Annotated in this window: 16 protein-coding genes; 11 read left to right on the forward strand and 5 right to left on the reverse strand. The window is 62.0% G+C overall.

What is annotated here, in order from left to right:
- The first annotated feature begins 64 nt into the window (after positions 1–64).
- From ASD31_RS02680 to ASD31_RS02710, 8 genes are all read left to right on the forward strand, one after another.
- Positions 65–1,063 carry an ABC transporter ATP-binding protein gene (locus ASD31_RS02680; protein ID WP_056328893.1) on the forward strand — a complete coding sequence of 333 codons (999 nt, stop codon included), beginning with the start codon at positions 65–67 and terminating at the stop codon, positions 1,061–1,063.
- The gene (locus ASD31_RS02685) at positions 1,060–2,013 is read left to right on the forward strand and encodes an ABC transporter permease (RefSeq protein ID WP_056328896.1); all 954 of its coding nucleotides are present in this window, start codon (positions 1,060–1,062) and stop codon (positions 2,011–2,013) included. Before ASD31_RS02680 ends, ASD31_RS02685 begins: the two co-directional genes overlap by 4 nt.
- Positions 2,003–2,818, forward strand: coding sequence for an ABC transporter permease (locus ASD31_RS02690; RefSeq protein ID WP_056328898.1), 816 nt, complete (start codon positions 2,003–2,005; stop codon positions 2,816–2,818). The genes ASD31_RS02685 and ASD31_RS02690 overlap by 11 nt, the downstream gene beginning before the upstream one ends.
- 25 nt (positions 2,819–2,843) lie before the next feature.
- On the forward strand, positions 2,844–4,271 hold the full coding sequence (locus ASD31_RS02695; protein WP_056328901.1) for a gamma-aminobutyraldehyde dehydrogenase: 1,428 nt from the start codon (positions 2,844–2,846) through the stop codon (positions 4,269–4,271).
- A 144-nt stretch (positions 4,272–4,415) separates the two neighbouring features.
- Positions 4,416–4,589, forward strand: a complete 174-nt coding sequence (locus ASD31_RS25130) for a DUF1328 domain-containing protein (RefSeq protein WP_082520371.1) — start codon at positions 4,416–4,418, stop codon at positions 4,587–4,589.
- A gap of 163 nt (positions 4,590–4,752) precedes the next feature.
- The gene (locus ASD31_RS02700) at positions 4,753–6,933 is read left to right on the forward strand and encodes a TonB-dependent siderophore receptor (protein WP_056329353.1); all 2,181 of its coding nucleotides are present in this window, start codon (positions 4,753–4,755) and stop codon (positions 6,931–6,933) included.
- A 100-nt stretch (positions 6,934–7,033) separates the two neighbouring features.
- Positions 7,034–7,702, forward strand: a complete 669-nt coding sequence (gene fhuF, locus ASD31_RS02705; RefSeq protein WP_244483748.1) for a siderophore-iron reductase FhuF — start codon at positions 7,034–7,036, stop codon at positions 7,700–7,702.
- Between the two features lie 22 nt (positions 7,703–7,724).
- Positions 7,725–8,810, forward strand: a complete 1,086-nt coding sequence (locus tag ASD31_RS02710) for an ABC transporter substrate-binding protein (RefSeq protein WP_056329356.1) — start codon at positions 7,725–7,727, stop codon at positions 8,808–8,810.
- 44 nt (positions 8,811–8,854) lie between these two features.
- Here ASD31_RS02710 and ASD31_RS02715 read toward each other — a convergent pair whose 3' ends face one another.
- Entirely contained in the window at positions 8,855–9,355 is a 501-nt protein-coding gene (locus tag ASD31_RS02715; RefSeq protein WP_056328905.1) for a ferritin-like domain-containing protein, read from the reverse strand.
- 169 nt (positions 9,356–9,524) lie between these two features.
- Here ASD31_RS02715 and ASD31_RS02720 point away from each other — a divergent pair, with 169 nt between their 5' ends.
- A complete protein-coding gene (locus ASD31_RS02720) occupies positions 9,525–10,046 on the forward strand; it encodes a hypothetical protein (RefSeq protein ID WP_056328908.1) in 522 nt (173 codons plus the stop codon).
- 8 nt (positions 10,047–10,054) lie between these two features.
- On the opposite strand, the gene ASD31_RS02725 is transcribed toward ASD31_RS02720, so the two are convergent.
- Positions 10,055–10,612 (reverse strand): cysteine hydrolase family protein, encoded by a 558-nt coding sequence (locus tag ASD31_RS02725; RefSeq protein WP_056328910.1) that lies wholly within the window; start codon positions 10,610–10,612, stop codon positions 10,055–10,057.
- Between the two features lie 117 nt (positions 10,613–10,729).
- Between ASD31_RS02725 and ASD31_RS02730 the strand changes: the two genes are divergently transcribed.
- Positions 10,730–11,176 carry an Lrp/AsnC family transcriptional regulator gene (locus tag ASD31_RS02730; protein ID WP_056328913.1) on the forward strand — a complete coding sequence of 149 codons (447 nt, stop codon included), beginning with the start codon at positions 10,730–10,732 and terminating at the stop codon, positions 11,174–11,176.
- Positions 11,177–11,190: 14 nt separating this feature from the next.
- Here ASD31_RS02730 and ASD31_RS02735 read toward each other — a convergent pair whose 3' ends face one another.
- The 3 genes from ASD31_RS02735 to ASD31_RS02745 form a co-directional block, all read right to left on the reverse strand.
- Positions 11,191–12,420: an aromatic ring-hydroxylating oxygenase subunit alpha gene (locus tag ASD31_RS02735; protein ID WP_056328915.1), complete on the reverse strand. Its 1,230-nt coding sequence runs from the start codon at positions 12,418–12,420 to the stop codon at positions 11,191–11,193.
- A gap of 227 nt (positions 12,421–12,647) precedes the next feature.
- A complete protein-coding gene (locus tag ASD31_RS02740) occupies positions 12,648–15,095 on the reverse strand; it encodes a GcvT family protein (protein ID WP_056328918.1) in 2,448 nt (815 codons plus the stop codon).
- Positions 15,092–17,539 (reverse strand): GcvT family protein, encoded by a 2,448-nt coding sequence (locus ASD31_RS02745; RefSeq protein WP_056328921.1) that lies wholly within the window; start codon positions 17,537–17,539, stop codon positions 15,092–15,094. Before ASD31_RS02745 ends, ASD31_RS02740 begins: the two co-directional genes overlap by 4 nt.
- Before the next feature lie 244 nt (positions 17,540–17,783).
- Here ASD31_RS02745 and ASD31_RS02755 point away from each other — a divergent pair, with 244 nt between their 5' ends.
- A complete protein-coding gene (locus ASD31_RS02755; RefSeq protein ID WP_056328925.1) occupies positions 17,784–18,632 on the forward strand; it encodes a LysR family transcriptional regulator in 849 nt (282 codons plus the stop codon).
- The last annotated feature ends 14 nt before the right edge of the window (positions 18,633–18,646 follow it).

The raw sequence follows: 18,646 nt of genomic DNA on the forward strand, positions 1-18,646 counted from the left end.
TTTACGGGGAGAAGGTGGCCGACAGGCCGGATGAGGGGCAGTTCTCGCAATTTCCGGAGCCCCCATGACCGCCGCCGTCCTTTTTCAAAACGTCTCCCGCCATTTCGGCGCAGTCAAAGCCGTCGATGCGGTCGATCTTGAAATCGCGGCTGGCGAATTCTTCGCCATGCTCGGCCCGTCCGGCTCCGGCAAGACCACCTGCCTCAGGCTGATGGCCGGCTTCGAGCAGCCGACACACGGCCATATAGAGATTTTCGGCGAGACTGCCGAAGGCGTGCCGCCGTATCGCCGCAGCGTCAACACGGTGTTCCAGGACTATGCCCTCTTCCCGCATCTCTCCATTCTCGACAATGTCGCCTATGGGCTGATGGTCAAGGGTGCCGGCAAGGAAGAACGCCGCAGGGCAGCCGAGGATGCGCTCGCCATGGTCAAGCTGCCGGGCTATGGCCAGCGGCGGCCGGGCCAGCTATCCGGCGGCCAGCGCCAGCGAGTGGCGCTCGCCCGCGCGCTCGTCAACAAGCCGAAGGTGCTGCTGCTCGACGAACCGCTCGGCGCGCTTGATCTCAAGCTGCGCGAGCAGATGCAGGAGGAACTGAAAAGCCTGCAGAAATCGCTCGGCATCACCTTCGTCTTCGTCACCCATGACCAGGGCGAGGCCCTGTCGATGGCCGACCGCATCGCCGTCTTCAACGAGGGCAGGATCCAGCAGCTCGGAACGCCCGAAGATATCTACAAGCGCCCGCAAACCCGCTTCGTCGCCGATTTCGTCGGCTCGTCCAATGTCCTCTCCAGCGCTATCTGCGCGAAGCTCGGCGTGCCGGCGAAGGCCGCCAGCCTGCGCCCGGAGGCGATCGCCATCGGCACGTCCTGGGCCGAACAGCTCACCTTGCCGGGCAAGGTGATTTCGCGCAGCTTCCTCGGCGCCGTCAATCGCATCACCGTTGATTGTGACGGCGAAAAGATCATTGTCGCCAGCCCCGCCTCCATGCCGGTTCCGGAAATCGGTGCGGATGTCGAGCTCGCCTTCTCGCGCAACGACCTTCACCTGATGGAGGACGCATGAGCGCGCTTGCCACCGGAGCCCCCATCCAGCCGAACAGACCCGGTGTGACGGGCCGGATATCGGATTTTTTGTGGAAGCACCCGCATCTCCTGCTCTTGATCCTGCTCGGGCCGCCCGTCCTCTGGCTCGGCATCATCTATCTCGGCTCGCTGCTTGCCCTCCTGCTTCAGAGCTTCTTCTCGATCGATGATTTCTCGGGCCTGATCAATTACGAGTTTACGCTGGCGACCTACAGGCAACTGTTCTCGGACGCGAATTTCGACATTATCCTGCGCACCGTCACCATGGCTGCCGCCGTCACGCTGTTCTCGGCCCTGATCGCCTTCCCGATCGCCTATTATGCCGCCCGCTACGCCCGGGGAAAATGGAAGGCGATCTTCTATCTCGGCGTCATGCTGCCGCTCTGGTCGAGCTATCTCGTCAAGATCTATGCCTGGAAGCTGATCCTTGCCAAGGAAGGCATTCTTACCTGGGCCTTCGGCAAGCTGCATCTTTCCTGGCTGCTCGATGCCTGGCTTTCGCTTCCGATTATCGGCGGCAATTCGCTCTCGGTCAGCTATACCGGCACCTTCCTCGTCTTCGTCTATGTCTGGATGCCCTTCATGATCCTGCCGATCCAGGCAGCGCTCGAGCGCGTGCCCGGCAACCTGATCGAGGCATCGTCGGACCTTGGCGGCAATCCCGGCCAAACCTTCCGGCATGTTCTCTTTCCGCTGGCGCTGCCCGGCATCGTCGCCGGCTCGATCTTCACCTTCTCGCTGACTTTGGGCGACTATATCATTCCGCAGATCGTCGGCTCCTCGCGCCTGTTTATCGGCCAGGCCGTCTATGCGCAGCAGGGCACGGCCGGCAATATCCCGCTCGCCGCCGCCTTCACCGTCGTGCCGATCGTCATCATGGGCCTCTATCTGTGGATGGCCAAACGCATGGGGGCCTTCGATGCGCTCTGACCGCTCCGCATCCGCCCCGCTGCCCTTGAAGATCGCCGCCATCGGCGGGCTCGCCTTCCTGCATATCCCGATCCTCTTGATCTTCCTTTATGCCTTCACCACGGAGGAAAAAAGCTACCAGTTCCCGCCGCCCGGCCTGACGCTGCAATGGTTCGCCGTCACCTGGAACCGGCCGGATGTCTGGGCGGCGCTGGCGCTCTCGGTGAAGGTCGCGACGATCGCCACCGCCATCGCACTGGTGCTCGGCACGCTCTGCGCCGCCGCCGTCAGCCAGACGCGTTTCTTCGGCCGCGAAACCATCTCGCTGCTGGTCATCCTGCCGATCGCCCTTCCCGGCATCATCACCGGCATCGCGCTGCGCTCCGCCTTCTCGATGGCCGATATCCCCTTTTCCTTCTGGACCATCGTGCTCGGCCACGCCACTTTCTGCATCGTCGTCGTCTACAATAACGCGGTGGCGCGCTTCCGCCGCGTCTCCGGTTCGCTGATCGAAGCCTCCATGGACCTCGGCGCCGACGGTTTCCAGACCTTTCGCCATATCATCCTGCCCAATATCGGCACGGCGCTACTCGCCGGCGGCATGCTTGCCTTCGCGCTGTCCTTCGACGAGGTCATCGTCACCACCTTCACCGGCGGCCAGCAATCGACGCTGCCGATCTGGATGCTGGAGGAACTGATCCGCCCACGCCAGCGGCCGGTCACCAATGTCGTCGCCATGGTGGTGGTGCTGGTGACCGCCCTGCCGATCCTGGCCGCCTATTACCTCACCCGCGATGGCGACCAGATCGCCGGCGGCGGCAAATAATTTAGGACATCAAGGGAGAATTCTCATGGACACGCAATTGCTGATCGGATCGACATTCGAGGCAGGCACCGAGATCGAGGAACAGATCCTCAATCCACGCACCGGCGCTGGGATCATCGCCCTTCCCGAAGCCTCGCAATCGCAGATCGAGCGGGCAGTCGATGCCGCCGAAAAAGCCTTTGCCAGCTGGTCGATGACGACGCCGGGGGAACGTTCCGGCTATCTGCTGAAGATCGCCGACGCGATCGAGAAGGATGCGGAAGCCTTCGCGGCACTCGAAGCGCTGAACTGCGGCAAGCCGATCAATGCCGTGCGCAACGACGAACTGCCGGCGATCGTGGATTGCTGGCGTTTCTTCGCGGGCGCCATCCGCTCGTTGCATGCGACGGTGGCCGGCGAATACCTTCCCGGCCATACCTCGATGATCCGGCGCGACCCGGTCGGCATCATCGGCTCGATCGCGCCGTGGAACTATCCGCTGATGATGATGGCCTGGAAGCTGGCGCCGGCGATTGCCGGGGGCAATACCGTCGTTTTCAAGCCCTCCGAGCAGACGCCTCTGACGGCCCTGAAAATGGCCCGCCTGCTCGCCGATATCCTGCCCGAGGGCGTGGTGAACATCGTGCTCGGCCGCGGCGAAACGGTCGGCAATACGCTGATCAACCACCCGAAGATCGGCATGGTCTCGATCACCGGCGATATCGCCACCGGCAAGAAGGTGTTGCAGGCCGCCGCCAAGACCGTCAAACGCACGCATCTCGAACTCGGCGGCAAGGCGCCGGTGATCGTCTATGACGACGCCGATCTCGAAGCCGTCGTCAACGGCATCCGCACCTTCGGCTATTACAATGCCGGCCAGGACTGCACGGCCGCCTGCCGCATCTACGCCCAGGACGGCATCTACGAAAAACTGGTCGCCGACCTCACCTCCGCCGTCTCGACGATCAAATACAACCTCCCCGACGACACGGAAAACGAGATCGGCCCGCTGATCTCCCGCCGCCAGCGCGATCGGGTCGCAAGCTTCGTCGAGCGCGCCACCGAGCAGAAGCATATCGAAATCACCACCGGCGGCGAACTCGGCAGCAAGGACGGCTTCTTCTTCAAGCCGACGGTCGTGGCCGGCGCCACCCAGGAAGACGAAATCGTCCGGCGCGAGGTCTTCGGACCTGTCGTCTCCGTGACGAGGTTCAAGGAAGACGATCAGGCAGTAAAATGGGCAAACGACAGCGACTACGGCCTCGCCTCCTCCGTCTGGACCAAGGATATTTCGAAGGCGATGAAGGCGGCCTCACGCCTGCAATATGGCTGCACCTGGATCAACACCCATTTCATGCTGACCAACGAGATGCCGCATGGCGGCGTCAAGCAATCCGGCTATGGCAAGGATATGTCGATCTATGCGCTGGAAGACTATACCGCCGTCCGCCACGTGATGATCAATCACGGCTGATGCCTTCACATCGCGGCCGGCGGGTGCTTCTTGCCGGCCGCAATACGCTACGCCGGGCTCCGGCAAGACTTCCACACTGCGCTCCCGAGGGAACTTTTCCGCCTTTCGCGCGTCAATGCATTGTTGAACCATGGAGGGACTGTCATGCTCAAATGGGCGCTGATTTTCTTTGTAATTTCGCTCATCACCGGCTTTCTCGGCTTTTCCGGCGTTTCCGCCGCCACGGCCTCGATCGCCAAAATCCTGTTCTATATCGCGCTCGCGATTTTCCTGATCTTCCTGGTGCTCGCCCTGATGGCCGGCAGCGCCGTCCTTTAGGCACCGACGACATTCAAGGAGCCGCAACGGTCCACGACCGGGGCGGCTTCAGGCTGCGACATTTCGCGACAAAAAACATGACTAAAATAGTCATAAATCTCTTTTCGACGGAAACAAACATGATAATAGAGCTCATCTTATTATGTTTAGTGAAGTCGATCCGATGCCTCAAACACCCAGCAATATCCACCGCCTGAACACCCGGCGCCTGTCGCTTGCCGCAGTCCTGCCACTGGCAGCCGTCTTCGCTTCGTCGGCCCTTGCACAGGACGCCGATGGCGCAACGGCACTAGAGGCACTGACCGTTACCGGCGGCAGCGGCGGCGTCATCACCGGCGATGGCTATGTCGGGACCGGCAGCGCCACCGGCGCCAAGATCGATACCCCTTTCCTGCAGACGCCGCAGTCGATTTCATCGGTCACCGAACAGCAGCTGAAGGACCGCAATCCGCAGACGCTTCTCGAAACATTCGCCTATACGCCGGGTGCCCGTGTCGGAGCCTCCGGCTTCGATCCGCGCTTCGATTCTTTCACGGTGCGCGGTTTCGACGTCACCTATACGGGCGTCTTTCGCGATAATCTGCGCCAGCCGGGCGCCAGTTCTTCCCTGTTCAAGAACGAACCCTATGGCCTCGAAGGCGTCTCCATCCTGCGCGGCCCCTCCTCGGCCCTCTATGGTGCATCCGGCGCCGGCGGCCTCTTCAATCTCATCACCAAGCGCCCTACCGAAGTGCCGCTGCGCGAACTGCAGATCCAATACGGCACCGACAATCGCCACCAGGGGCAGTTCGATTTTTCCGGCCCGGTCAACGACACCGATCCGCTCTATTACCGCATGACCGGACTTTTGCGCGATAGCGATACCGAGCAGGTCAGCGTTCCCGACGACCGCGCCTATATCGCACCCGCCTTTACCTGGAAGCCGGACGAAGACACCAAGCTGACCATCCTCGGTGAATATTCGCGCAGCAGGACTGGCGGTACGGCGGCATATTATAACGACCCGCTGACCGGTCAGGTGACCGACATTTTCGGCGGCAATCCCGACTTCAACGATTCCATCCAGACGCAGGCCCGCCTCGGCTATGAGTTCGAGCATCGGCTGAACGACGTCTTCACCTTCCGCCAGAACATGCGCGTTTCGACGCTGAACACCGACACGGACTGGGCCTTCGCCTATGGCCCCAACGCCATCGACCCGAGATATCTCGACGGCAACGCCGGCACCTTCGACGAGCGCCTGACGGCGGTCGTCATTGATAATCAGATGGAAGCCCGGTTCGATACCGGTGCGCTGGATCATACGCTGCTTGCGGGCATCGACTATTCCAGGCTGCGCTTCCGTTCGCTTGCCGGCACTGGTCCGATGCCGCCGCTCGACACCCAGAACCCGACCGATGGCCGGCCGACCGATCCGATCGATTTCGACAAGCGCGTGGATCAGGACCAATGGCAGCTTGGCACCTATCTCCAGGACCAGATCCGCTATGATGCCTGGACGCTGACCCTTGGCGGCCGCTATGACTGGGTTTCCACCGATACAGACACGACCGACCTTGCCACCAATGCGGTGGACAGCATATCGCAGACGGACAAGGCCTTTTCCGGCCGCATCGGCCTGACCTACGAGACCGATTTCGGCCTTGCGCCCTATATCAGCTATTCCACCGCTTTCTCGCCCAATGCAGGCTGGAACAAAGAAACCGGCCAGCCCTTCAAGCCAACGGAAAGCCGGCAGGAAGAGATCGGCGTCAAATATCTGCTGCCCAACAGCAACACGCTGATCACCGCGGCGCTGTTCAACATCGACCAGAAGAACAGCCTCTATTACGAGGTCATGGATATCGGCGCTGGCCCTGAAAACATCCAAGTCCAGCGCGGCAAGGTGCGCTCCCGCGGCTTTGAGATCGAGGCCAATACCAGCCTCGACAATGGCCTGTCGCTGATTGCCTCCTATACCTATACCGACATCAAGATCACCGAGGGTCCGGCGGACACGGTCGGCAATTATGTTTCCTCCGTGCCGCGCCACATGGCCTCGCTCTGGGCGGACTACACATTGCCCGAGGACGGAGCCGGCGCCGGTTTCGGCTTCGGTGCCGGCGCGCGCTTCCTCGGATCGAGCTACGGCAACGACCAGAACACCACGCGCAATTCCTCGCGCGTCCTGTTCGATGCCGCCGCCCACTACGATTTCGCCGCCATCGACAAGAAATACGACGGCCTGCGGCTGCAGGTGAACGCCACCAATCTCTTCGACCGGCGCGATGCCGTCTGCTCGGCGGGTTTCTGCTACCGCGATCAGGGTCGCACCGTCATCGGCTCTCTCAAATACAATTGGTGAAACGGTGAGCGCAACGGCCATCCATAGCGACGCAACCGCTTTCGGGCCTTCGAGCCTGAAGGCGGTTTTTGCCGGTGAACACGCCTGGTGCGGCGAGAAGATGATGCTTTCATCTGAGCTGGAAGGCGCCATCCCGCTGACGGAGTTCTTCAGGTCCGGCGGCTTTTCCGCAGCGCTCGATACCTATGCCGCCGCCCATGGCGGCACCGACCGGCGCGCGATCGCCTCCATGTGGTCGCTCTATTATTTCTCGGCGCTGGCGATCCCCTATATCGTCGCTCGACGGGCCGATCATGTCCTGCCTGTCGCAGCGAATGACATGACAATCGCGCTTGCGGAAGACGGATTGCCGCGCGCGCTCGGTCTCTCCGGCGAAGGCGACTGGAGCGATGGCAGGGGCGCCAACCTCCTGTCCTTCGTCATGCCGCTGGTCAGCCAGCATCTTGCCGAAATCGTTGCGCAGTTGAAGACGGTGGGCGGCATCGCTCCAAAACTCGCCTGGAACAATGCCGCCGTCTATATCGACTACGCCTATAATGCGACGCAAGCCGGTCCGGCCATGGCGGGCGACAACTGGGCCGCGCGCGCCCTGTTTACCTGTCCGCACCTGCCGGACGGTTCGAAAAACCCCTTCCACGATTGCCTGCGCCACGAGATGGACGGCGAACAGACGGTGTGCCGCCGCAAGATCTGCTGCCTGCGCTACCTGCTGCCCGGTATTCCGAGCTGCGGCGAACTCTGCGCCTTGCCTGCCCAAAGAAAGCAATGATGTGAAGACGCTTATTCTCCTGATGACCAGCCTGTTTCTGGCGCTTGCCCCCGGGGCGGCGGCGGAGCAACGCTTTCCGATGACGATCACCGACGCGATCGGGCGGCAGGTGACGATCAAGGAAAGACCGGGCGCGATCCTTCTCGGCAGCGGCTTCAACCTGGTTGCCCTGTCGCTTATCCACCCCGACCCCGTCAGCCTGCTGGCCGGCTGGTCCGGCGACATGAAGGGCGACAATCCGGAAATCTATCGGGATTTCGTAGAGAAGTTTCCCGCCCTTGCCGATGTCCCGATCATCGGCGACGGCACCGGCCAAGGTCTCTCCTTCGAGACGATCCTGTCGTTGAAAGCCGATCTTGCGATCCTTGCCAACTGGCAGGCCGATACCGAGCCCGGCAAGCGGGCGATCGACTATCTGGAAGCAACCGGCGTGCCGGTCTTCGTCGTCGATTTCAACAGCGATCCGATCAGGAACACGCCAGAAAACATGCGGCTGCTCGGGAAAATCCTCCAGCGGGAGGACCAGGCGAACGCTTTTGCCGATTTCTATGAGGAACGCCTGAAACGCATTACCGACCGCGTCGCCGCCCATCCCCAGCCCGGCCCGACCGTATTGATGGAGGCCTTCCCCAATCCGGACCGTTGCTGCTTTGCCTATGGCACCGGCGGTCTCGGCGAATTCATCGGCATTACCGGCAGCCGCAATGTCACCGACGGCAACCTGCCCCGCCAGGGCGGCCTCGTCAGCAGCGAATATCTGATAGCGGCCGATCCGCAGGTCTATATCGCCACCGCCTCGCCGGGCGGCACCTATAGCGCCTTTTCGGTCGGTCCGGGGGTCTCTGCGGACGAAGCTAGCAGCACGCTGGGAGAGGTCGTGAAAAATCCGGTTCTCGCCAACCTGTCAGGCGTGCGGGAGGGCCGCGTTCATGGCTTGTGGAATTTCTTTAATGCCGTCCCGCTGAATATTCTGGCCGCGGAAGCCTTCGCGCACTGGCTCCGCCCCGACCTGTTCGCGGATATCGATCCGGATCAGAGTCTGAAGGAGATCAATGCGCGCTTCGCCGCCGTGCCCTTCAACGGCGCATACTGGATCAGCCTAAAGTAAAAAAATGGCCGGATAAGACATCCGGCCAGTTTGGGATCGCTGAATCAGGCCGCCTTCTTCAGGGCGGATGCGTTCACCGATGCTTCGGCAAGGGCCGTCAGGTCGTGATCGGTCTTGCCTTCCTGCTGCAGGGTCTGGTCGAGAAGCTTGACGGCTTCGGTAAGGCCGAGCATCATCGCCCAGGTCTTCAACGTGCCGTAGCGCGCGATTTCGTAGTGTTCGACGGCCTGAGCGGTGGCCAGCAGCCCGGCATCCAGCGCCGGCGAGTTCTTGAATTCCTCCAGAACCTCCTCGCCTTCCTCGATGATTCCATCGATGGCCGGGCAGGTTTTGCCCATGGCACGCTTGCCGAAAATCTCGAACACCTGCTGCAGGCGCTCGACCTGGCCTTCGGTTTCATCGCGATGCTTCTCGAAAGCTGCCTTCAGCTTGGGATTCTTGGCGCCCCTGGCCATCTTGGGCAGGGCCTTCAAAATCTTGCGCTCGGCATAGTAGATATCCTTGAGCATGTCGTAGAACAGGTCTTCCAGGGCTTTCTCTGCCATTGGTGTCTCCTCTTTGCATGATTATGGTGCGCCGGGACGGCACGGGACAAACGGACATCTGCGAGCTTTGTTCCCCGGACATGCTCAAGGACGACAATCGCCACGCTGTTTGGTAGCGCGCCTTCCCTCGCCGTGCGGCCCCGCCTATATAAAGGCTTGGAGGATTTCGATGATTTGGATATTGCCTGCCGTCGCAGGGCTTTTGATTGTATATTTCGCCATGCGCTCCTCGCGCTTCCGGCGGTTTGCCGAACCGGGCCTCAGCCTGATCGTCGCCTTGGGATTGATCGTCGCTTTCATCATCTGGCTCAAGGATACCGACCCGTTGAAAAAGCCGACGGTGCCCGCTCCCCAGCAGGCCGACCCTGCCCCAACACCCGACCAGCTTGCCATCGAGGGCCTGGCCTTCACCAATTCGGGAAGGGACAGGAGCTATCGCGCGACCGGAACCGCCGTCAACAACAGCGGTTTCGACCTCGATTATTTCCGGCTGACCGTAACACTGGAAGACTGCCCCGGTGGTTCCTGCAAGATGGTGGGCGAGGACACGGCGCTGGTGCTTGCCCGTATCCCCGCCGGCGCCAGCCAGGCCTTCGACACGTTCTTTACCTTCCCTCGTCCCCGCGGCAAGGATCCCGTTGCGCCGAAATGGTCGCATCGGGTCACCGAGGTCCGTGGAAGCCCGCCCTGACCGGCGCTTTACAGCCCCTCCACCAAGTCGCTGGTGGTGATGACCGTTGCGAATTCCGCGCGAAGCGTCGCAACATGCGCCCGATGAATATCGATGGCGGCGATGGTGCCGCCACGGCTGTCGGCAAGATCGAAACAATCGCAGGCATCCTCCACCAGGATGACCTTGTAGCCCATATTGGAGCCGACCCGCACGGTCGTAGAAACGCACATATCCGTCGAGATGCCGAACACGACGATGGTGTCGATCCCGGCGCGCCGCAGGCGCAGGTCGAGATCGGTGCCGATGAAGGCGGCGTTGACGCTCTTCGTCACCAGTGGCTCGCCGGATTGCGGCTCGAAGCCGGGGCGAAAGGCATTGCCCGCCGCGCCTGGGCGAAGCGTCGAACCATCCTCGACGCTGTCATGCCGGACATGGATGATCGGTCGTCCCGCCTTGCGCCAGGCGGCAAGCAAGGCCCGGCCATTCTCGTCCACCTTGTCGTTCCAGCGCCGGGGCCAGGGCGCATCGTCGAAGGCCTGCTGCATATCGATCGGGATCAGGGCTGTCCTGTCTGAAAATTTCATGGAAGATTGCTCCTTGTCTATCTCGCCAAAACCTAGTTGCAATTCCGTCCGGTTTCACTGAACAAGACGGCGGCGGGCCGGACATCTGTCCGGAAAACGCGATGGGGAGGAGGGCAAATGACGGCGCTTGATGAGAAGGATCGCCTGCTGATTGCAGCACTCAGGGCTGATTCTCGCCAAAGCCTCGTGGCGCTGGCCCGGCATGCGGACTTGTCACGCAGCGCGGTCCACGAGCGTATCCGGCGGCTGGAAGCAAAAGGGGTGATCGCCGGCTACACGGTTCGGCTCGGCACGGACACTCTCGATCCAGCCGTCCGCGCGCTGGTCGCGGTGAGCTTCCAGCAGGGCAGGAACTGCGATCACGTCGTGCCGCATATTTCCGGTATCCCGCAGGTGATCAGTTGCTGGTCGCTAGCCGGCGCCACCGACCTGATGCTTTTGGTCGAATGCGGCTCGAACGGCGATCTCGACGGCATACGCCGGCAGATCGCCACCATACCCGGCGTTGCCACCGCCCAGACGCATGTGGCGCTCAGAACCCATTTCGATCGTCGTGGCGGCTGAAGGAACCGAGCCCGTCAGGCGCGGCTGATCTCGTCCAGATACCAGTTGATATAGCGAAGCTCGTTCTGCTCCATCGGCGCGATCGGGCCCGGAACGAAATAATGCGACCGGACGCCGCGCGACGTGTGCTCGATGATCGCCTTGTCCTCGTCGGTGGTCACCGTCCACAGCCAGGTGAGCCGCGACAGGTCATAATCCTTTCCCTCCTCGGCCTTGCCGTCCACCAGCCAGATCAGCTCCATCTCGCAGGCTTCCGGCCCCTTCGGGATGAAGCGATAGATCATGCCATGGTCGGGATAGCAGACGAGGAACGAGGTGCCGCCGAGATGGACGGAGGTGACGCCACCGTCGAAATCCTGGAAGCGCCCCATCAGCGGCGCCACCGGCGCGCCGTCCTCGCTGCCGCTCTTGACGCCGTCATAGAGCGCATAGCGGAAGGCGTGGATCGTTTCCCTGCCATTTTCCGATGTCTGCCAGTGATCGCCCGCGCCGATCTCGATGCCGAGCGCGCAGGTGCGCGCCTCCATCGCCGTGTTCAGCGCCTCGATCATGTGCAACGGCTGCTCCAGCGCATGGGTCTGCGAATATTCCGGATGCGCCGGGCCGCAATGGTAGCACTCGACATAATTCTCCACCGCCAGCTTCCAGTTGGCATCGACCGGATAGCTTTTCCGATGCGCGACCTTCGCGCTTGCCCAGCCATATTGGCCGCAGGTGGCGCGCAACAGGTTCTCCACCTCGGAGAAATCGAGCGGCACGTCTGCGAAGGAAATGAAGATCAGCCCTTCGACGACCCGCACATGCAGCTTTTTCAGCCCATGATCCTCGCGACGGAAATCCTTCGGCATCAGCCGGGCAGCTTTCAGCGCCCCGTCATTGCCATAGGTCCAGGCGTGATAGGGACAGACGAAGACGCGGGCATTGCCCTTGTCCTTCGTGCAGACCTCGGCACCGCGATGGCGGCAGACATTGAGGAGCGCATGGATGCTGCCGTCCGCATGCCGGGTGACGATCACCTGCTCGGACGCCATCCGGAACAGCTCGAAATCATTGGCATTCGGGACGACGCTCTCGTGGGCGACGCAATGCCAGTGCCGGCGAAACACCCGCTCCAGATCCCGCTCATAAATCTCCGGATCCCTGTAGAAGGCCCGCGCCAGCCCATGGCCCGGCTTGTGCGCGGCGATGAGCTGGTCGATGCGATCCATCGGGCTTTCCGTCGATTTCTTTTCTGGCGCGAGCATGGCTTCATCTCCCTGAAAACACCCGGAAAAATCGCGTTCCGGTGCGCGCATTTCGTTTGCCGGCGAGTCCGAGGATGCCCCTCACCCTAGCCCTCTCCCCGTTTTGACGGGGAGAGGGGACGACGGAGTTTGCCGCTTGCCCCTTCTCCCCGTGAAAACGGGGAGAAGGTGGCCGACAGGCCGGATGAGGGGCACTTCTGGTTTGGGACCAGAGGGTCGCAGACCGATTAAGCCCTCACCCGCTCCGCCTTAGGATCATACATCGGCTGAAGCGACGCTTCCGCCTTCATCCGCGTCCCGGCAATCTCGATCTCATAAACCGAACCCAGCACATCCGCCTCGGTCTCGCCCTCGCACGGCACATAGCCGAGCCCGATGGCGCCGCCGAGATGGTGGCCGTAATTGCCTGAGGTCACCGTGCCGACGATCCGGCCGTCGCGGACCAGCGCCTCGTTGTGGAACAACAGCGGCTCCGGGTCGGCGAGCCTGAATTGCACCAGCCGGCGCTTCAGCCCCTCGTCCTGCTTGCGTAGGACCGCATCGCGACCAATGAACGCCCCCTTGCCGGTCTTCACCGCAAAGCCGAGCCCGGCCTCGAGCACATGATCCTCGTCGGTAATATCATGGCCGAAATGGCGGAAGGCTTTTTCGATCCGGCAGCTATCGAGCGTATGCAGCCCGCAGAGCTTCAACCCCACATCCCGCCCCGCCTCTTCCAAAGCTTCGAAGACATGCGCCGCCTGATCGGTGGAGACATAAAGCTCCCAGCCGAGTTCGCCGACATAGGTGACGCGGTGGGCGCGGGCGAGCCCCATGCCGATCTCGATCTCGCGCGCCGTGCCGAAAGGATGCGCGCTATTGGAGAAATCATTGGGGCTGACTTGTCTCATCAGTTGGCGCGCCCTTGGGCCCATGACGCAAAGCACGGATTCTGCCGCCGTCACATCGGTAATGACGACGAATTCCTCGCCAAGATGCTTGCGCAGCCAAGCGAGATCGCGCTGCAGCGTGGCACCGGGAACCACAAGCAAAAAGGCCGTTTCCGAAAGCCGTGTAACCGTCAGGTCGCTCTCGATGCCGCCGCGTTCGTTGAGCATCTGCGTGTAAACGATGCGACCCGGGGCGATATCCATCTGGTTGGCGCAGAGGTTTTGCAGAAAGGCGAGCGCATCCCTGCCCTCCACCCTGATCTTGCCGAACGAGGTCATGTCGAACAGGCCGACCCGCTCGCGCACCGCCAGATGTTCGTCACGCTGGTTCTCGAACCAGTTCTGCCGCTTCCAGCTATATTGATACTCGCGTTCCTGACCATCTTTCGCAAACCAGTTGGCCCGCTCCCAGCCGGCCACCTCGCCGAAGACAGCGCCGCGCGCCTTCAGATGCTCATGCAGCGGCGAGCGGCGGACACCGCGGGCCGTCGCCATCTGGCGATAGGGGAAATGATCGGCATAAAGCAGACCGAGCGTCTCAGTGACGCGCTCCTTCAGATATCTGCGGTTCTTCTGGAACGGCTGCGCCCGGCGGATGTCGACTTCCCAGAGATCGAAGGGCGGCTCGCCGTCATTCATCCACTCCGCCAGCGCCATGCCGGCGCCGCCGGAGGAGACGATGCCGATGGAATTATAGCCGGCGGCAACCCAGTACCCCTTCAGTTCCGGCGCCTCGCCGAGATAATAGCGGTCGTCCGGGGTGAAACTTTCCGGGCCGTTGAAGAAGGTGTGGATGCCGGCCGTCTCCAGCATCGGCATGCGGTTGATCGCCTGTTCGAGGATCGGCGCGAAATGGTCGAAATCCTCCGGCAGCTGGTCGAAGCAGAAATCCTCGCGAATGCCATCCATGCCCCAGGGCTTGGCGACGGGCTCGAAGGCGCCGAGCAGCATCTTGCCGGTATCTTCCTTGTAATAGGCGCATTCGTCCGGCACCCGCAGGACCGGAAGCGATTTGAGGCCGGCAACCGGCTCGGTGACGATGTAGAAATGTTCGCAGGCATGCAGCGGCAGCGTCACGCCCGACATGTCGGCAAGCGTGCGTCCCCACATCCCGGCGGCATTGACGACGTTTTCGGTCTCGATCGTGAAGCTTTCGCCGTTCTGTTCGCAGGTGACGCCCGTCACCCGGCCGTCCCGCTGCGTCACAGCCGTCACCTTGACGCCTTCGAGGATCGTCGCGCCGTTCTGGCGCGCACCTTTAGCGAGCGCCATGGCAATATTGGCCGGATCGCACTGGCCGTCGAGCGGCAGATGCACGGCGGCAACCACATCCGACACATTCAGATGCGGATACATCTCCTTGACTTCGCTCGAAGAAATCTCCCTGACATCGACATTGAAGGCGCGCGCCAGGGACGCCTGCCGGTAGATTTCCTGCTTCCGTTCCTCGGTCAGCGCCACGGTGATCGAGCCGTTCTGCTTCATGCCCGTGCCGATGCCGGTCTCGGCCTCGAGATTGACGTAGAGATCGCGCGAATATTTGGCGAGCCTCGTCATGTTCTGCGAAGCCCGCAACTGGCCGATCAGGCCGGCCGCATGCCAGGTGGTGCCTGACGTCAATTGCTTGCGCTCCAGGAGGACCACATCGGTCCAGCCGAGCTTGGCCAGATGGTAGGCGACCGAGCAGCCCGAAACGCCGCCGCCGATGATCACGGCTCTCGCCTTTGTGGGGATCGCCTTCGTCATGCGCGCAATCTTTCATTCCTGGGGTCGAACAGCGGCTGGTCGGGCTGGACCGTGGCCCTGAACCGGTCGCCGTAGATTTCCACCTCGATTTCGGTGCCCGGCACGGCAAGGTCCGCCTTCAGCATGCCGAGTGCGATGGACTTCCCGGTGCGATAGCCCCAATTGCCCGACGTCGTCTCGCCAACCACATTTCCGTCGTGCCAGAGGGTGGACATATAGGGTGCGTCGCAATCGCCGGCCTCGACAACCAGCGTTACAAAACGCTTGGCCACGCCCTGTTGCTTCTCGCGCTCGAGCGCCGGCTTGCCCTTGAAGTCGGGCTTCGTCCAATCGACGAAGCGCTCGAGCCCGCCCTGCAGGATGGTGTAGTCCGTCGAAAGATCGCCCTTCCAGGCGCGATACCCCTTTTCGATGCGCAGGCTGTCCAGCGCCTCCATGCCGAAGGGTTTCAGCCCGTGCTTCTCGCCCGCCGCCCGGACGGCGTCGAAGACGATGGCCGTGTCCTCGACCTTGGTATGCAGTTCCCAGCCCAGTTCGCCGGCGAAGGAGACGCGCACGAGCTGCAGCCAGCGGCCGGCGATCTGGCAGGATTGATGAGTCAGCCAGCCCAGCGACAGATCGGCATCCGTGACGGCTGCGAGAATCTCGCGCGACTTGGGCCCGGACAGGATTTGGCAGGCGAAACTGTCGGTAACATCGTCGAGCGTGAAGGCGGCATCCTTCGGCAGATGTGTCTTCAGCCATTCGAAATCATGCCATTGCGCCGTCGCCGCGGTGATCAGGAAGAAGAAATCCTCGGCAAGCGCCATCACCGACATTTCGGTGACAATCCGGCCCTTGTCGTCGGAAAAATAGGCAAGGCCGATGCGGCCCGGCTTCGGCACCTTGCCGGTGATCAGCCCCAGCAGCCAGTCGCGCGCACCCTCGCCCTTGATCCGGAAGCGCGAGAAGCCCGGCAGGTCGAGGATACCGGCGGCTTCGTGCACCGCGCAGCACTCCTCCTTGATCCGCGCAGCCCAAGGCCCTGCCCGATTCCAGGTCTGGGTCGCCGCTTCGGATAGATCGTCACCGGGCTTCGCATACCAGCTGGCCCGCTCCCAGCCATTATAGGGCTTGAACTGGGCACCGAGCGCGACGATCCGGTCATGGATCGGCGAGAGTTTCTTGTTGCGCCCCGCCGGCCAGGCATGTTTGGGAAAATGCATCGCATATTCATGGCCATAAATTTCCATGCCCTTGGCGATGCAATAATCCTGGTCGGTATAATCGGTGAAACGGCGCGGATCGCAGGACCACATGTCCCACTCGGTCTGGCCCTCGGTCACCCATTCGGCCAGCACCTTGCCGGCGCCGCCCGCCTGGCAGATACCGAAGGTAAAGACGCAGGCCTCGAAGGCGTTCGGCACGCCGGGCATCGGCCCGATCAGCGGATTGCCGTCGGGCGCATAGGGGATCGGCCCGTTGATCATCCGCGACAGGCCGGCGGTGCCGAGGATCGGCACGCGCTCGACGGCATCGTTCAGATACCATTCCAGCCGCTCCAGATCGTCGGGGAAAAGCTGGAAGGAAAAATCCTCCGGCATCGGATCGTCCGGCGTCACCCAATGCGCCTTGCAGTTCCTCTCATAGGGCCCGAGATTCATGCCGGACTTTTCCTGGCGGAGATAATAGGAGGAATCCACGTCGCGCAGCAGCGGCAGCTTGTGGCCAACCTCCTTCGACCAGGCGGCGAGTTCGGGAATTTCCTCGAACAGCATGTACTGATGGCTCATCACCATCATCGGCACGTCGCGACCGAACCATTTGCCGACTTCACGGGCATAATAGCCGGCGGCGTTGACGACCTTCTCGCAGCGAATCTCACCCTTCGGCGTCGAAATCACCCATTCATCCCCCTCCCGACGCGCGCCGGTGGCGGGACAGAAGCGGAAGATTTTCGCGCCCATGTCGCGGGCGCCTTTTGCCATAGCCTGCGTCAGCTGTGCCGGATCGATATCGCCGTCATAGGGATCGTAGAGCGCACCCGTCAGGTCATGGGTTTCGGCGAAGGGATATTTCGACCGGATCTGGTCGGGCGACAGGATGTCGAGGTCCATGCCCTGGTAGCGCCCCATGCCGACCACGCGCTTGAATTCCTGCAACCGCTCCCTCGAATGGCCAAGCCGGATGGAGCCGGTGACATGATAGTTCATCGGATAATCGACCAGCGTACCGAGCTCGCGATAGAGCGAGGCGGAATAGCGCTGCATGTTCATGATCGACCAGGACGACGAGAATGTCGGCACATTTCCGGCCGCATGCCAGGTCGAGCCGGCCGTCAGCTCGTTCTTTTCCAGAAGCACACAATCGGTCCAGCCGGCCTTGGCGAGATGATAGAGAGCGGACGCGCCAACGGCACCTCCCCCGATGATCACGACACGCGCGGCGGACGGCAGTTCAGACATGCTTCATTCCCTCGTTTGACGAGATTTGTGGCAATGAAGCATGCCGCCATCAAGCCGGCGAAAATCGCTTTATTGATCGATGAATTCGATTAGATTGAGCTTGAGAAGCCCCTCATCCGCCCTGTCGGGCACCTTCTCCCCGTAAACGGGGAGAAGAGACAAGCGGCAAACTCCGTGATCCCCTCTCCCCGCATGCGGGGAGAGGGTTAGGGTGAGGGGCAATCGTGAATGACGCGGGAGAAAAATGCAGATCGACCTCATCGAAACCTTCCTTGACCTGATGGAGACCCGCAGTTTCAATCGCACCGCGGAACGGCTGAACATCACGCAATCGACCGTGTCCCATCGGGTGAAGGCGCTGGAGGCGCTGTTCAACCGCAAGCTCTTCATCCGCAACAAGGGCGGCACGGCACCCACCGCATCGGGCCTGCGCTTTCTCGATCATGCCAAGGCGCTCCAGCACCAGTGGCATGAGGCCACGCGGGCGGTGGAAAGCGCCGGTGCCTATGAGCGCTCCATGCGGCTTGGCGTCCAGCACGATCTGGCGGAAGTCTTCGCCGGCCGCTGGCTGGCAGTCATCCGTGCCGACCTGCCCTCGACCTCGATCTATATGGAGGCCGATTATTCCAACCAGATGAACCGCGACCTCGCCGCCGGCGACCTCGATCTCGCCATCCTCTATACGCCGCACTACCTGCCCGACCTGTACTATGAGCGGATCGGCGATCTGACCTACAGGATGGTCGGCACGCAGGCGCGCAGCATCGCGGCGGTCGAACCGGGAAGTTATATACAGGCAGTCTATTCCCCCGCCTTCGACCGGGCGCATCGGCTTGCCCTGCCGCAACTCTCCTCCGCGTCCGTTGCGTCGGGACAGAACATCGCCATTGTCGCACTGCTCAAAAATCTGGGCGGCGCTGCCTACGTCACCGCCCTGACCGCAGAGGAACTCGTGGAGAAGGGAGAGGTCCACCTGGTCGAGGATGCGCCGCAGATCGCCCAGGCGGTCTATGCCGCCACCAGCATCCGCACCCGCCACGCCCACCAGCACCGAAGAATCATTACCGCCATGCAGGACCTTCTGGCGTCCTGATCGGTGGCGCGGCC

Source organism: Rhizobium sp. Root482, assembly GCF_001426565.1.
Lineage (GTDB): Bacteria > Pseudomonadota > Alphaproteobacteria > Rhizobiales > Rhizobiaceae > Pararhizobium.